Origin of the sequence: Pseudomonas sp. CAU 1711, from assembly GCF_039888625.1 — a bacterium.
GTDB lineage: Bacteria > Pseudomonadota > Gammaproteobacteria > Pseudomonadales > Pseudomonadaceae > Aquipseudomonas.
In genome coordinates this window covers 131,164-143,929 of record NZ_JBDQQT010000007.1, presented here as the reverse complement: position 1 = coordinate 143,929, position 12,766 = coordinate 131,164, and the positions used below count along the sequence as shown (strand labels likewise).

The 12,766-nt window shown below is 68.2% G+C and carries 12 protein-coding genes; 5 read left to right on the top strand and 7 right to left on the bottom strand.

The genetic code is table 11. The annotated features are described in order from the left end of the window. The first annotated feature begins 132 nt into the window (after positions 1-132). Positions 133-1,029 carry an EamA family transporter RarD gene (rarD, locus tag AAFN46_RS09930; protein WP_347808521.1) on the top strand — a complete coding sequence of 299 codons (897 nt, stop codon included), beginning with the start codon at positions 133-135 and terminating at the stop codon, positions 1,027-1,029. Position 1,030: 1 nt separating this feature from the next. Here the strand turns inward: rarD and AAFN46_RS09925 are convergent, their stop codons facing one another. Together AAFN46_RS09925 and AAFN46_RS09920 are read right to left on the bottom strand one after the other, a co-directional pair. Beyond that, positions 1,031-1,432 (bottom strand): anti-virulence regulator CigR family protein, encoded by a 402-nt coding sequence (locus tag AAFN46_RS09925; RefSeq protein WP_347808520.1) that lies wholly within the window; start codon positions 1,430-1,432, stop codon positions 1,031-1,033. A gap of 72 nt (positions 1,433-1,504) precedes the next feature. Continuing rightward, positions 1,505-2,158, bottom strand: a complete 654-nt coding sequence (locus AAFN46_RS09920; protein ID WP_347808519.1) for a 7-cyano-7-deazaguanine/7-aminomethyl-7-deazaguanine transporter — start codon at positions 2,156-2,158, stop codon at positions 1,505-1,507. Between the two features lie 184 nt (positions 2,159-2,342). Between AAFN46_RS09920 and AAFN46_RS09915 the strand changes: the two genes are divergently transcribed. Beyond that, complete coding sequence (locus AAFN46_RS09915; protein WP_347808518.1) at positions 2,343-3,680, top strand: DEAD/DEAH box helicase; 1,338 nt, start codon at positions 2,343-2,345, stop codon at positions 3,678-3,680. 101 nt (positions 3,681-3,781) lie between these two features. Here AAFN46_RS09915 and AAFN46_RS09910 read toward each other — a convergent pair whose 3' ends face one another. Then, the gene (locus AAFN46_RS09910; RefSeq protein WP_347808517.1) at positions 3,782-4,759 is read right to left on the bottom strand and encodes a zinc-dependent alcohol dehydrogenase family protein; all 978 of its coding nucleotides are present in this window, start codon (positions 4,757-4,759) and stop codon (positions 3,782-3,784) included. A gap of 152 nt (positions 4,760-4,911) precedes the next feature. Here AAFN46_RS09910 and AAFN46_RS09905 point away from each other — a divergent pair, with 152 nt between their 5' ends. Then, entirely contained in the window at positions 4,912-5,637 is a 726-nt protein-coding gene (locus AAFN46_RS09905; RefSeq protein WP_347808516.1) for a transporter substrate-binding domain-containing protein, read from the top strand. Here AAFN46_RS09905 and AAFN46_RS09900 read toward each other — a convergent pair. Then, positions 5,634-6,356 (bottom strand): rRNA pseudouridine synthase, encoded by a 723-nt coding sequence (locus AAFN46_RS09900; protein WP_347808515.1) that lies wholly within the window; start codon positions 6,354-6,356, stop codon positions 5,634-5,636. The two genes, AAFN46_RS09905 and AAFN46_RS09900, sit on opposite strands and share 4 nt — an antisense overlap. Positions 6,357-6,455: 99 nt before the next feature. Between AAFN46_RS09900 and AAFN46_RS09895 the strand changes: the two genes are divergently transcribed. Next, positions 6,456-7,583 carry a PQQ-dependent sugar dehydrogenase gene (locus AAFN46_RS09895; RefSeq protein ID WP_347808514.1) on the top strand — a complete coding sequence of 376 codons (1,128 nt, stop codon included), beginning with the start codon at positions 6,456-6,458 and terminating at the stop codon, positions 7,581-7,583. A 105-nt stretch (positions 7,584-7,688) separates the two neighbouring features. Here the strand turns inward: AAFN46_RS09895 and AAFN46_RS09890 are convergent, their stop codons facing one another. Next, on the bottom strand, positions 7,689-9,890 hold the full coding sequence (locus AAFN46_RS09890) for an LTA synthase family protein (RefSeq protein ID WP_347808513.1): 2,202 nt from the start codon (positions 9,888-9,890) through the stop codon (positions 7,689-7,691). Between the two features lie 161 nt (positions 9,891-10,051). Here AAFN46_RS09890 and AAFN46_RS09885 point away from each other — a divergent pair, with 161 nt between their 5' ends. Next, the gene (locus AAFN46_RS09885; RefSeq protein WP_347808512.1) at positions 10,052-10,888 is read left to right on the top strand and encodes a S1-like domain-containing RNA-binding protein; all 837 of its coding nucleotides are present in this window, start codon (positions 10,052-10,054) and stop codon (positions 10,886-10,888) included. 131 nt (positions 10,889-11,019) lie between these two features. Here AAFN46_RS09885 and cmoB read toward each other — a convergent pair whose 3' ends face one another. Next, the gene (gene cmoB, locus AAFN46_RS09880; protein ID WP_347808511.1) at positions 11,020-11,991 is read right to left on the bottom strand and encodes a tRNA 5-methoxyuridine(34)/uridine 5-oxyacetic acid(34) synthase CmoB; all 972 of its coding nucleotides are present in this window, start codon (positions 11,989-11,991) and stop codon (positions 11,020-11,022) included. Then, a complete protein-coding gene (cmoA, locus tag AAFN46_RS09875; protein ID WP_347808510.1) occupies positions 11,988-12,731 on the bottom strand; it encodes a carboxy-S-adenosyl-L-methionine synthase CmoA in 744 nt (247 codons plus the stop codon). Before cmoA ends, cmoB begins: the two co-directional genes overlap by 4 nt. Between the last annotated feature and the right edge of the window lie 35 nt (positions 12,732-12,766).

Here is a 12,766-nt window from a genome sequence, read left to right as displayed (position 1 = left end):
CGCTTTGGAGCAAATTGGCCGACCGGCAGCCCCGCGCATAACTGTATCGCGCGGCTCGCGCTCAACTGTGTTTGATATATTGAACGCCTTGTGCTGCCATAGCCACCTTCAACCTGATTCTCGGAGGCGGCCGTGCAGCTGTCGGGTCGCGGTGTGGCGCTGTCGGTGGCGGCGTCGGTGATGTTCGTGCTGATTCCCGGCTATGTGCGAGAGCTGGCGCCGCTGGACGGCCTGCAGGTGTTCGCCCAGCGCGTGCTCTGGTCGATTCCGGCGGTGCTGCTGCTGGTGGCCCTGGCGCGCCAGTGGGGCGTGCTGGGCGCGGCCTTCGTGCGCCTGCGGCGCGAGCCGCTGCTGCTAGCCGCGCTGCCGCTGGCGGCGGCGCTGATGGGCGTGCAGTGGTACCTGTTCGTCTGGGCGCCGCTGGCCGGGCGCATGCTCGATGTGTCGCTCGGTTATTTCCTGCTGCCGCTGGCCATGGTGCTGGTCGGTCGGCTGTTCTACGGCGAGCGCCTGCGCCCGTTGCAGCAACTGGCCGTGGCCTGCGCCCTGCTCGGCGTGCTGCATGAACTGTGGCTGACCCGGGCCTTCTCCTGGGTGACCCTGGTCGCCGCGCTGGGCTACCCGCCCTATTTCATGCTGCGCCGCTGGATGCGCCTGGACGCGCTGTCCGGCTTCGTCCTCGAGATGCTGGTGCTGGCGCCGCTGGCCATCTGGCTGATCCGGGCCCATGGCCCGGCGGACCTGTTCGTCCAGGCGCCGCAGCTGTGGTGGCTGCTGCCCGGCCTGGGCCTGCTCAGCGCCCTGGCCTTCGGCGCCATGATGGCGGCCAGTCGCCTGCTGCCTATGGGGCTGTTCGGCATCCTCAGCTACGTCGAGCCGGTGCTGTTGTTCGCCCTGGCCGTGCTGTTCCTCGGCGAGGCCTTCGATCCGCAGCAGCTGTGGACCTACGGGCCGATCTGGCTGGCCGTGCTGCTGACCGGCTGGGACAGCGCGCGCCTGCTGCGCAAGCAGGCGCGGCGGGGGCTGTGAGTCAGTCGAGCACGTTCTCGATGATCTCGTAGATCAGCCCGCTGGCCAGGGCCACCAGCACCACGTCGGTGCCGACCTGGCGCCATTCGTAGCCGTCGTAGCGCGGCAGCTGGCCGAGCAGGCGGTTGTCGAAGCGCTTGGCGATGCCCGGTGGCAGCGGCTTGCCGCGCGCCAGGTTCTTGCGGATGCCCGGTGGCAGCGACTGCGCCGGGCCGATCAGGTCGCGATTGTCGCCGAGGATGATGCGCACCCGGCCGATGTCGATGCTCGGCCCGCGCAGGTCGACGGCGACATCCGCACCGCCGCCATGCTTGTCGTGCTTGTCGTGTTTGGGGGCGGCCTGGGCCGGACCGAGGTTCAGGGCCAGCGCCAGGCCGGCCAGGGCGATCAGCGGGGTGCGCATCTTGAGTCTGCTCCGAGGGGGTGACGAGTCGTTGGATGCCGTCGACTCGCCCGCGTTCCCCGGGCGGCGCGTTCAGGCGGTCTGGGGGCGACGGGCGGACAGCATCCAGAGTATGGCTCGCAGCAGCACGCCGTAAATCGGCACGAACAGCAGCAGGCTGACGGCCAGCTTGACCCCGTAGTCCACCGTGGCGATCTCCACCCAGTGTTCGGCCATGAAGGGGTTGTCGCTGCGCCAGAAGGCCACCGAGAAGAAGGCGAAGGTGTCCAGCAGGTTGCCCAGCACGGTCGAGGCGCTCGGCGCTATCCACCACTGCGGCAGCTGGCGCAGGCGGTCGAACACCTGGATATCGAGGATCTGCCCCAGCACATAGGCGAGGAAGCTGGCCAGCGAGATGCGCAGGACGAACTCGTTGTACTCGCCCAGGGCGCCGAGGCCGCGGAACGCGCCTTCCTGGAACACCACCGAGATCAGGTAGGAGGCGACCAAGGCCGGGACCATCACCCGGGCGATCACCTGGCGCGCCGGGCGCTTGCCGAGCAGGCGCACGGTGAGGTCGGTGGCCAGGAAGATGAAGGGGAAGCTGAACGCGCCCCAGGTGGTGTGCCAGCCGAACAGGGTGATCGGTAGCTGCACCAGGTAGTTGCTGGCGATGATGATCAGGATATGGAAGGCGATCAGCGCCGCAAGGGCGGAGCGCGAGCGGGACGCGGCGAGTGGCGGCATGGTGCGGGCCTTTTTCGTGGATGGGGTTAGGGAACCCATGCCGTCCGGGATTGGCGGCGGCGCGCATTCTAACTTTCGGGTCAGGTTTGTGCAAATCTTGAGCAGGCTGATGGCATCCCGTGCGATGCGCCGGCCGAGCGGTTAACCTATGCAGCTGTTTTCCGATTGCGCCGAGGTAATACCCGTGTTCACCCAATTCGCCCTGCACGAACGCCTGCTCAAGGCCGTCGCCGAGCTGGACTTCACCGAGCCGACGCCGGTGCAGCTGGCGGCCATCCCGCCGGCGCTGGAGGGGCGCGACCTGCGGGTGACGGCGCAGACCGGCAGCGGCAAGACCGCGGCCTTCGTCCTGCCGCTGCTCAACCGCCTGCTCGGCGACGCCAGCGCCAAGCAGCGCACCGACGTGCGCTCGCTGATCCTGCTGCCGACCCGCGAGCTGGCCCAGCAGATTCTCAAGGAGGTGGAGCGCTTCTCCCAGTACACCTTCCTCAAGAGCGCCCTGGTCACCGGCGGCGAGGACTTCAAGGAGCAGGCCGCATTGCTGCGCCGCCAGCCGGACCTGTTGATCGCCACCCCGGGTCGGCTGATGGAGCACCTCAATGCCGGCAGCCTCAAGCTCAACGGCGTCGAGGTGCTGGTGCTGGACGAAGCCGACCGCATGCTCGACATGGGCTTCGCCGAGGACATCGAGCGCATCACCGCCGAGTGCGCCAACCGCCAGCAGACCCTGCTGTTCTCCGCCACCGGCGGCGGCAAGGTACTGCGCGAGATGATCGCCAAGGTGCTGCGCGAGCCCCTGCACCTCAAGCTCAACAGCGTCGACCAGCTCAGCGAGACCACCCGCCAGCAGATCATCACGGCCGACGATCCCATGCACAAGGAACGCCTGGTGCAGTGGCTGCTGTCCAACGAGCCGCACCGCAAGGCGATGATCTTCTGCAACACCCGCACCCAGGTCGACCGCCTCTATGGCCACCTGGTGGCGCTGGACTACAAGGCCTTCGTGCTGCACGGCGAGAAGGACCAGAAGGACCGCAAGCTGGCCATCGACCGCTTCCGCCAGGGCGGCAGCAAGGTGCTGGTGGCCACCGATGTGGCGGCGCGCGGCCTGGATATCGAAGACCTGGATCTGGTGATCAACTTCGACATGCCGCGCAGCGGCGACGAGTACGTGCACCGCATCGGCCGCACCGGTCGCGCCGGCGCCGAGGGCCTGGCCATCTCGCTGATCTGCCACAACGACTGGAACCTGATGTCGAGCATCGAGCGCTATCTCAAGCAGCGCTTCGAGCGCCGGGTGATCAAGGAGCTCAAGGGCAGCTACCAGGGGCCGAAGAACGTCAAGGCCTCCGGCAAGGCCGCCGGGGTGAAGAAGAAAAAGAGCGACAAGAAGGATGGCGCCAAGAAGCCGGCCGCCAAGACCGCGCCAAAGCGCCGGCCCAATGCGCCCAAGGCGCCGTCCGGGCTGGTCAGCCAGGACGGCCTGGCACCGCTCAAGCGCAAGAAGCCGGCGGCGGAGTGAGGCTGTTGCCCCCTCTCCCACATGTGGGAGAGGGGAGCATGTAGCCGGCGGTGAAACGAGAAGGGGGCCCGCAGGCCCCCTTTTCTTTTTGCGCGAGCCGCTCAGGGCACGATAAGGATCTTGCCGTCGCGCTCGCCGGCCGCGGCCGCGGCCACCGCTTCCTTGATCTGGTCGACCTTGTAGGTGGCGGCGATGCGCGCCTTGAGCTTGCCGCTGGCGATCAGCTGGGTCAGCTCGCCGAACACCTTCATCTGCTCGGCCGGAGTGGCCTTCTGGAACCACTTGGCCAGCCAGAAGCCGCGCAGGGTCACGTCACGGAACACGAAGGAGGCCGCCGACACCTGGCACGGCTGGCCGCTCATCAGGCCATAGTTGACCAGGGTGCCGCCCTCGCTCAGGCAGGCGGCTACATGGTCGGTGGCGGCGCCGCCGACGGCGTCGATGCCGAGCATGACCTTGGCGCCACCGGTGGCCTCGCGCACGCGCTTGTGCAGGTCGGGGCCGTCGACCAGCACCAGATCGCCGCCCTCGGCCTGCACGCCGGCCACCGCCGCCTCGCGGCGCACCACGTTGATGGTCTTGAAGCCGCGCAGCCTGGCCAGCTGGATCAGATAGCCGCCGACCCCGGAGTTGGCGGCGTTCTGGATCACCCAGTCGCCCGGCTGCAGGTCGACGAACTGGCTGAGCAGCAAGGAGGCGGTCGGCGGGTTGATGGTCATCATCGCCAGTTGCTGCGGGTCGGCCTCCGGCAGCGGGATCAGCTTGGCCGCCGGCGCGTGCAGATGGGTCACCCAGGTGCCGCAGCCGACCGGCAGCAGCACCAGTTGGCCGGGCTTGAGGTGGCTGACGCCTTCGCCGACCTGCTCGACGCGGCCGACGCCCTCGTTGCCGCCGATGGCCGGCAGCGGCGGCAGCATGCCGTATTCGCCGGTCAGGGTGAGCACGTCGGAGGGGTTGATCGGCGCCGCCAGTACCTTGACCAGTGCCTCGCCGGCGGGCAGCGGCGGCAGCTCCAGTGCGACTGCGGCGATCACGTCCTGCGGAACCTTGCCGCGCTGTTGGTATTCGGCTTTGAGCATGGCGATTCTCCTCTGTGCCACGGGCGATTGAAGCTCTGAGTCTAGCCGTTGGTCGCCGTGGGCGGATGAATCGCACGGCATACGCCGGAGTGATGGCGTCGCAGGCACAGGGAGGGGGCTAAGCTAAGAAGCGATGCTTGAGAGGCTTCCGCATGTCGTCGCGTATCTGGGTCTGCTCGTTGTTGCTGTTCGCGCCGCTGCTGCAGGGCGAGACACTGAGCATCGGCCTCGGTACGCACAAGCCGCCCTATATCATCGAGGGCGAGCCGCGCGGGCTGGAGTTCGAGATCATCGCCGCCGCCGTGCGTGCCGCCGGCTACGACCTCGATGCGCGCTACGCGCCCATGGAACGCCTGCACCTGGCGTTGCGCCGCGGCGAACTGGACGGCATCGCCACCACCAACGCCCACAGCGGCATCCAGGCGCATTACTCGGCCCCCTATATCTACTACCGCAACGTGGCCGCGGCGTTGCGCTCGCGCGGCTATCGCATCCACAGCATCGCCGACCTGGGCCGTTATTCCATCAGCTCCTTCCAGCGTGCCCGCTATCTATTGGGGCCGGAATTCCAGGCCATGACCGAGGCCAACCCGCGCTACCGCGAGGAGGCCCAGCAGATCAACCGCAATCGCCTGCTCTACAGCGGCCGGGTCGAGGTGGTGGTGGGCGATGTGCGCATCCTGCGTTACTTCAACCGCGAGGTGGCCGAGCAGGTCGACACCACACAGCCGTTGACGCTGTACCTGCTGTTCCCGCCCACCGGCTATAGCGTCGGCTTTCGCCGGCTAGTGCAGCGCGAGCGCTTCGACCGGGGCCTGGCGGCCATCCGTGCCAGCGGTGAGTACGAGGAGATAGAACGGCGCTACGCCGACTACTAGAACTTCTCGTTCGGTCCCAGATAGCGCCACTGGCCGACCGGCAGCTTGGCCAGGCCGCTGCGGCCGAAGCGCAGGCGGCGCATGCCCAGCACCTGCAGGCCGACACTCTCGCACATGAAGCGCAGCTGGCCCGGCTGCACCGCCTTGATGGCGAAGCGCAGGCGCGTCTCGCTCTGCCAGCTGACCTTGCTCGGCGGCAGGGTTGCGCCCTTGTAGCTGATGCCGAAGGCCAGGCGCTTGAGGCCTTTGTCGTCGAGGTTGCCGGCGACCTCCACCAGATACTCCTGCTCCAACTCCGCGCCCTTGTCCTGGAACAGGCGGATCACTCCGGGGTTCTGGCTGAACACCAGCAGGCCGCTGGCATCGGTCTCCAGCGGGGTGAGCAGCTGCAGGCGGCGCAGGTGGCGCTGCAGCGGGCGGATGCCACTGGCGTCCTCGCTCCAATGGTGGACATGGCTGAGCAACTGCTGGGTGGAGTTGGCACCCAGGCCGCAGCCGAGGCCGACCGGCTTGTGCAGCAGCAGGGTGATCGGCGGCTGGGTCTCGGCGCGGGCGCCGGGCAGCAGCTCGATCCGCTCGTTCAGTACCGGGTGCTGCGGCTCCTCGACCACCTGGCCGTCCACCGTGACCCAGCCGCCCTCGATATACAGCTCCGCCTCGCGGCGCGAGCAGGCGATCTGCTGGATCAGGCGTTTGGACAGGCGTTCGGCTTCGGTCATGGCGGCGGGCGTCGTAGGGGGAAATGAACGGCATTGTAACCGGCCTGGGCCTGGCGCCGGGATTGGACTACAAGGTTAGCGTCGAGAAGGAGGATGAGCATGAGAGCCGTACTGATGCTGCTGTGGTTGGCGCTGGCCCCGCTGGTGCTGGCCGAGCGCAGCGAACTGGGCGAGTTGCAGCTGACCGAACTGGTCGGTGGCCTGGAGCATCCCTGGGCCCTGGCCTTTCTGCCGGCCGGGCAGGGCAGCCTGATCAGCGAGCGCCCGGGGCGCCTGCGCTGGCTGGACGGCCAGGGGCGCCTGTCGCCGGCCATTGCCGGGGTGCCGGCGGTCTACGCCCGCGGCCAGGGCGGCCTGCTGGACGTGGCGTTGTCGCCGAGCTTTGCCACGGATCGCCTGGTCTATCTGAGCTATGCCGAGGCGGATGCCCAGGGCGACAAGGCCGGTACTGCGGTCGGGCGCGGGCGCTTGACGGAGGGCATGAGCGCGCTGCAGGACTGGCGGGTGATCTTCCGCCAGCAGCCCAAGCTGTCCGACGGCATCCACTTCGGTTCGCGCCTGGCCTTCGACCGCCAGGGCCGTCTGTTCGTGACCCTCGGCGAAAACAACCAGCGGTCCACGGCCCAGGAGCTGGACAAGCTGCAGGGCAAGCTGGTGCGGCTCGATGCGGACGGCGGCGTGCCGGCGGACAACCCCTTCGTCGACACGCCCGGGGCGCGCGCTGAAATCTGGTCCTACGGCCACCGCAACCCCCAGGGCCTGGCGCTCAACCCCTGGACGGGACGCATCTGGCTGCACGAGCACGGCCCGCGTGGCGGCGACGAGATCAACATCCCCGAGCCGGGGCGCAACTATGGCTGGCCGCTGGCCACCCACGGGGTGAACTACAGCTTCCTGCCGATTCCCGAGGCCAAGGGCGAGCGGGTGCCCGGCACCGAGCCACCGCACCATGTATGGGCAAAGTCGCCGGCGATCTCCGGCATGGCCTTCTACGACGGCAAGCGCTTCCCGGCCTGGCGCCACAGCCTGTTTATCGGCGCGCTGGCCGACCAGGCCCTGCTGCGTCTGCGCCTGGATGGCGACAGGGTGGTGCACGAGGAGCGCCTGCTGGAGGAGCGTGGCTGGCGCATCCGCGACGTGCGCCAGGGCCCGGACGGCTACCTCTACCTGCTGACCGACTCGGCGGACGGCAAGCTGATCAGGCTGGGGCTGGAGGCGGCGCCGTAGCCTTGACTCCCTTGTGCAGTGGTGGAAAGGGAAGGCGACTGCCCCTCTACCTGGCCCTTTCCCGTGGGGAGAGGGGACAAGGCGGACTACACATTGGTTCGCAGGTTAGTGCGCAGCCGCCTCCGGCGTCGTGCCGACCGCCTGGTTGGCCACCAGCTCCGGTGGCAGCGGCTCGGTGACCACGCTGAAGTCGCTGATGCGGATGGCGCCGTGGCCCTCGCCGAGCAGGTGGAAGGAGAAGGCCTTGCGCGTCTGCGGGTTGGCGAAGTCGAAGCTCAGCTGGATGCTCTCGCCGCGCTTGAGCGGCGGCAGCGCGGGGATGGCCAGGCTGGTGTCGCGGTCGAACTCCTTGGTCAGCAGGCGCAGGTTGGCGCCACGGCGGTCCAGGCTGAGGGCATCGATCTTCAGGCTCACCCGGGTGCGGGTGCCCTTGGGCAGTTCCAGGTACTGGGCGCCGATCAGGTTGTCCGCCCAGTCGTCGCGCGACTCGGGCTTGAGGTCGATGCGCTCGCGGTTGGCGAACTGGTAGCGCTGGCCGAGTTGCCCGCCGCTGATGGACTGGTCGAGCAGGGCGGCGCGCTGGCCGACCAGGCGCGCCTGGCGGCCGCTGACCCGGCCCAGGTACTTGGCATGGTCGGCGATAAAGCCGCTACTCTCGTAGCGCCGGCACACCTGCTGGAAGTTGCATTCGGTGAAGACCTTGCCGTCGTGCTGGCGCAGCAGGCCGTTGGTATAGGAGATGATCTCGCGCGGCGTGGCGTAGTCGCGCAGCAGCGAGCGGCCGGCGATGTTGTCCGGCACCGGCAGGGCGAAGTAGTCGAGCAGCGAGGCGGTCAGGTCGACATGGCCATAGACGCCGGTCTTGACCGCCGGCAAGCGGTCCTGCTTGGGCGCCAGCATCAGGTTGAAGCCCCAGGCCGAGGCCAGGCGCACATTCTCCAGGCCATGGGACTCGTCGGAGGTGACCACCACCAGGGTGTCTTCCAGCACGCCCTGTTTCTCCAGGGCGGCGAGGAAATCGCTGACGGCGTCGTCGAGGTAGCCGATGGCGGCCTGCTTGGCCGTGGGGTAGCGCTGCAGGTAGGCCGGCGGCGCGGAATAGGGCTGGTGGGTGCCGACGGTGAGCAGGGTGAGCATCCACGGCTGGCGCTCGCGACGCAGCTGCTGTACGTACCGCAGCGCGCCCTCGAAGTAGGCCTTGTCGTCCATGCCCCAGGGGAATTCCAGGTAGGGCTTGTTGCGGAACCAGTCGCGCCCGTGGGCCTGCTCGAAGCCCATGTGCGGCATGATCTGGTCCTTGGCCATAAAACGCAGCCCGGCGCCCTGCAGGAAGTGGGTGCGAAAGCCCATGGCGCGCAGCTGGTGCGGCAGGCACTGCAGGTTGCGGGTCTGGCTGGCGAGCAGCTCCACGCCCTTGGGCGTGCCGGAGTCGAGCTTGCCGTAGTCGCCGCAGAGCATGGCGTACAGGCCGCGGATGGTCTGGTGGCTGTGCAGTACGTAGTCCGGGGTGAGCATGCCGCGCTCGGCCCACTGGCTCAGGCGCGGCATCAGGTCTTCTTTATAGGGGGTGCCGAGCAGCTGGCGACTCTTGCCGATATAGGCGCCGGGAATGCCTTCCAGGGTGACGATCAGCAGGTTGCGCGCCTTGCCGCCGCCGGGCAGCAGCGGCGTGCCGGAAAGATCGAGCCTGCTCAGGCCGGCGATATCCGGCGGCAGGCCGGAATCCTCGCCGGCGTACCAGTCCTCCAGGGCCACGCGGGCACGGCTGATGCCCTCGGCCAGGGCCTTGTGCGGCAGGCTGAACAGGTGCCACTGGTCGTCTTCGCTGGGCGCGCGGTACTGCTGGACGGCATGGCCGAGCAGCAGGGCCAGCGGCAGCGCGTAGGCATAGCGCGGCGGTCTGGGGCCGCCGCTGCGGCCGAGCAACAGGCAGGCCAGCACGGCGAGCGCCAGGGCGCCGGCAAGCCAGGGGTAACGGATGCCGCCGCCCTGGGTCGATTGGCTGACGAACTGCGGATCGCTCAGGTACTTGAGGTCGCTGGGTTCGGGCATGCGGCCCACGGCGTTGACCAGCTCGGCATTGCCCAACAGCAGCAGCGCCCAGGCCAGCGCCAGCGGCGCGGCCAGCCAGGGGCGTCGATAGCTCAGCAGCAGGAGCAGGCCACCCAGCCCCAGATCGGAAACATAGCCCGGCCAGCTCGACCAGCCCAGCCAGTAGCGGCAGGCCATGGGCAGGGCGAGGAACAGCAGGCCAAGGGCAGCAAGAGACGCGGCAGGATACGGCAGCCAGCGACTGGAAAGGGGCACAGGAACTCCAGGGGTGATACGGCGATGATCCGTGACCATCGGACAGATGGATAGGACCCGAGTTGCAGCATGCCATGATTCTGAAACATGACCGTGCTAGGCGCCAGTGGCACAGGTCGGCAGGGTGTAGAATGCGGGTCCTTTTCTCGTGGGTGATCAACATGGCTCTGATCGGGCGCTACAACTCTCTGCAGGTGGCCAAGCTGGCCGACTTCGGCCTGTTCCTCGACGGCGGTGCCGACGGCGAAATCCTCCTGCCCAAGCGCTATATCCCCAAGGGCGAACCCTGCGAGGTCGGCGACTGGCTCAACGTGTTCCTCTATCTGGACAGCGAGGACCGCCTGATCGCTACCACCGAGAAGCCCAAGGTGCAGGTCGGCGGCTTCGCCAGCCTCAAGGTGGTGGACATCAACCGCATCGGCCTGTTCTTCGACTGGGGCCTGCCCAAGGACCTGCTGATGCCGCACTCCGAGGAGAAGCGCCCGCTGCAGGTCGGCGACTACTGCGTGGTGCACGTCTACCTCGACCCGCGCACCCGCCGCATCACCGCCACCGCGCGCCTGGACCGCTACCTGGACAAGACGCCGCCGCGCTACCAGGTCGGCCAGGAAGTCGACCTGCTGGTGGTCGAACAGACCGACCTGGGCTTCAAGGCCATCATCGACGGCCAGCACTGGGGCCTGATCCACAAGAACGAGGTGTTCAAGTTCCTTCGTGGCGGCTCCCGGGAGAAGGGCTACATCAAGGAGCTGCGCGACGACGGCAAGATCAGCCTGAGCCTGCAGCCGGTCGGCCAGCAGGCCCGCGACCAGCTCTCCGAGCAGATCCTCACCGCCCTGCGCGAGGCCGGCGGCAGCCTGGCGCTGTCCGACAAGAGCCCGCCGGAGGCGATCAGCAAGGCCTTCGGCGTGAGCAAGGGCAACTTCAAGAAGGCCATCGGCGGGCTGTTCAAGCAGGGCCTGATTCGCATCCTCGACGAGCGCATCGAGCTGGTCTGAGGAAGCCACCACGTCAGGTTCGGCGCAGCGCAATTGGTAGGCTGGGTTAGCCGCAACGCGGCGTAACCCGGCGAAGCGCGTTCGAGCTGGGTTACGGTCGCCGGCCTAACCCAGACTACGAAACGATCCGTTCAGGGCTTGCGCGCCAGCAGCACGGCGCGGGTCGGCGCCGGCAGGCCCTCGACGGTGCGGCCGTGGTCGGCCGGGTCGAGGAACTCCGGCAGCGACTGGAAGCGCATCCACTCGGTCGAGCGCTGCTCCTCCACGCTGGTGGTGGAGACGTCCACGCAGCGCACGTCGACGAAGCCGGCGCGGCGCAGCCACAGTTCCAGCGCCGGGATCGACGGCAGGAACCAGACGTTGCGCATCATCGCGTAGCGGTCCTCGGGCACCAGCACCTGCTGGGCGTCGCCTTCCACCACCAGGGTCTCCAGCACCAGCTCGCCACCGCGCAGCAGCTTGTCCTTGAGGTCGAGCAGGTGGTCGATGGGCGAGCGGCGGTGGTACAGCACGCCCATGGAGAACACCGTGTCGAAGCCTTCCAGCCTGGCCGGCAGCTCTTCCAGGGCCAGCGGCAGGTGCCAGGCCGGCGCCTCGGGCAGGTAGTGCTTGATCGCGAGGAACTGGTTGAGGAACAGCCAGTTGGGGTCGACGCCGATCACGCTGCCGGCACCGGCGCCGAGCATGCGCCACATGTAGTAGCCGTTGCCGCAGCCGACGTCGAGGATGCGCTTGCCGGCCAGATCCAGGTGCGGCGCCACGCGCTGCCATTTCCAGTCCGAGCGCCACTCGGTGTCGATATGCACGTCGAACAGACGGAAGGGCCCCTTGCGCCAGGGGATCAGGCCCTGCAGGGCGGATTTCAGGGCGGCGCGCCGGGCGTCATCGCAGGCACCGTCCAGGCGCAGTTCGTCACGCAGCTCCGTGACCTCGGCGGCCAGCGGCGGCAGCGCCTCGACGGCGGCGTACCAGCGCTGGAGGTCGCCATGGCCGACGGCGAGCTTGGCGTCGAGCTGGGCGGGCAGGTCGGCGGCCCAGTCCTGCAGTGGGCTGCCCGCCAGGTGCTGTTGCAGGGCGTCGAGGTCGAGACGGGAGAAGATCATGGCAGGGCGATCAGCGAGGCGAAGTTGAGGCACTGGAACCAGGGCACGACCTTGGAGAAGCCTGCGGCCAGCAGGCGCTCGCGGTGCTGTTCCAGGCTGTCGGGCTTCATCACGTTCTCGATGGCGCTGCGCTTCTGCGCGATCTCCAGTTCGCTGTAGCCGTTGGCACGCTTGAAGGCCAGGTGCAGTTCGCCGAGTAGCTTGTGCTCGGCGTCATCGGCGAAGCGCAGCTTCTCCGAGAGGATCAGCGCGCCGCCGGGCAGCAGGGCCTGGCGGATGCGGGTCAGCAGCTCCAGGCGGCGCTCGGGGGCGACGAACTGCAGGGTGAAGTTGAGCGCCACCAGCGAGGCCGGCTGCAACTCCAGGGCGAGGATATCGGCCTCGATCACCTCCGCCGGCAGCAGCTCCTGAAACATGGCGTCCTGGGCATGCAGGTACTCGCGGCAGCGTTCGACCATGGCGTGCGAGTTGTCCACGGCGATCACCCGGCAGTCGTCGGCCTTCACATGGCGGCGCAGGGCCTGGGTCACCGCGCCGAGCGAGCAGCCGAGGTCGTACAGGGCGCTGTGCGGGCGGGCGAACTGCGCGGCCAGCACGCCGAGGTTCTCGACTATGGTCGGGTAGCCCGGCACCGAGCGCTTGATCATGTCCGGGAAGACGCGGGCCACGTCTTCGTTGAACACGAAGTCCGGCACCTGATCCAGGGGCTGGGCGAAGAGGCGGTCGGGCTGCTGTTTCACGGCGGTCGGTCCGGGCGGAAAAGGCCGGCATTCTA

Bases quoted from the DNA above. Each gene is read 5' to 3' on its own strand.
- AAFN46_RS09925 (WP_347808520.1), bottom strand. From the start codon at position 1,432: ATGCGCACCCCGCTGATCGCCCTGGCCGGCCTGGCGCTGGCCCTGAAC.
- AAFN46_RS09920 (WP_347808519.1), bottom strand. From the start codon at position 2,158: ATGCCGCCACTCGCCGCGTCCCGCTCGCGCTCCGCCCTTGCGGCGCTG.
- AAFN46_RS09910 (WP_347808517.1), bottom strand. From the start codon at position 4,759: ATGCTCAAAGCCGAATACCAACAGCGCGGCAAGGTTCCGCAGGACGTG.
- AAFN46_RS09905 (WP_347808516.1), top strand. From the start codon at position 4,912: ATGTCGTCGCGTATCTGGGTCTGCTCGTTGTTGCTGTTCGCGCCGCTG.
- AAFN46_RS09900 (WP_347808515.1), bottom strand. From the start codon at position 6,356: ATGACCGAAGCCGAACGCCTGTCCAAACGCCTGATCCAGCAGATCGCC.
- AAFN46_RS09895 (WP_347808514.1), top strand. From the start codon at position 6,456: ATGAGAGCCGTACTGATGCTGCTGTGGTTGGCGCTGGCCCCGCTGGTG.
- AAFN46_RS09885 (WP_347808512.1), top strand. From the start codon at position 10,052: ATGGCTCTGATCGGGCGCTACAACTCTCTGCAGGTGGCCAAGCTGGCC.
- cmoB (WP_347808511.1), bottom strand. From the start codon at position 11,991: ATGATCTTCTCCCGTCTCGACCTCGACGCCCTGCAACAGCACCTGGCG.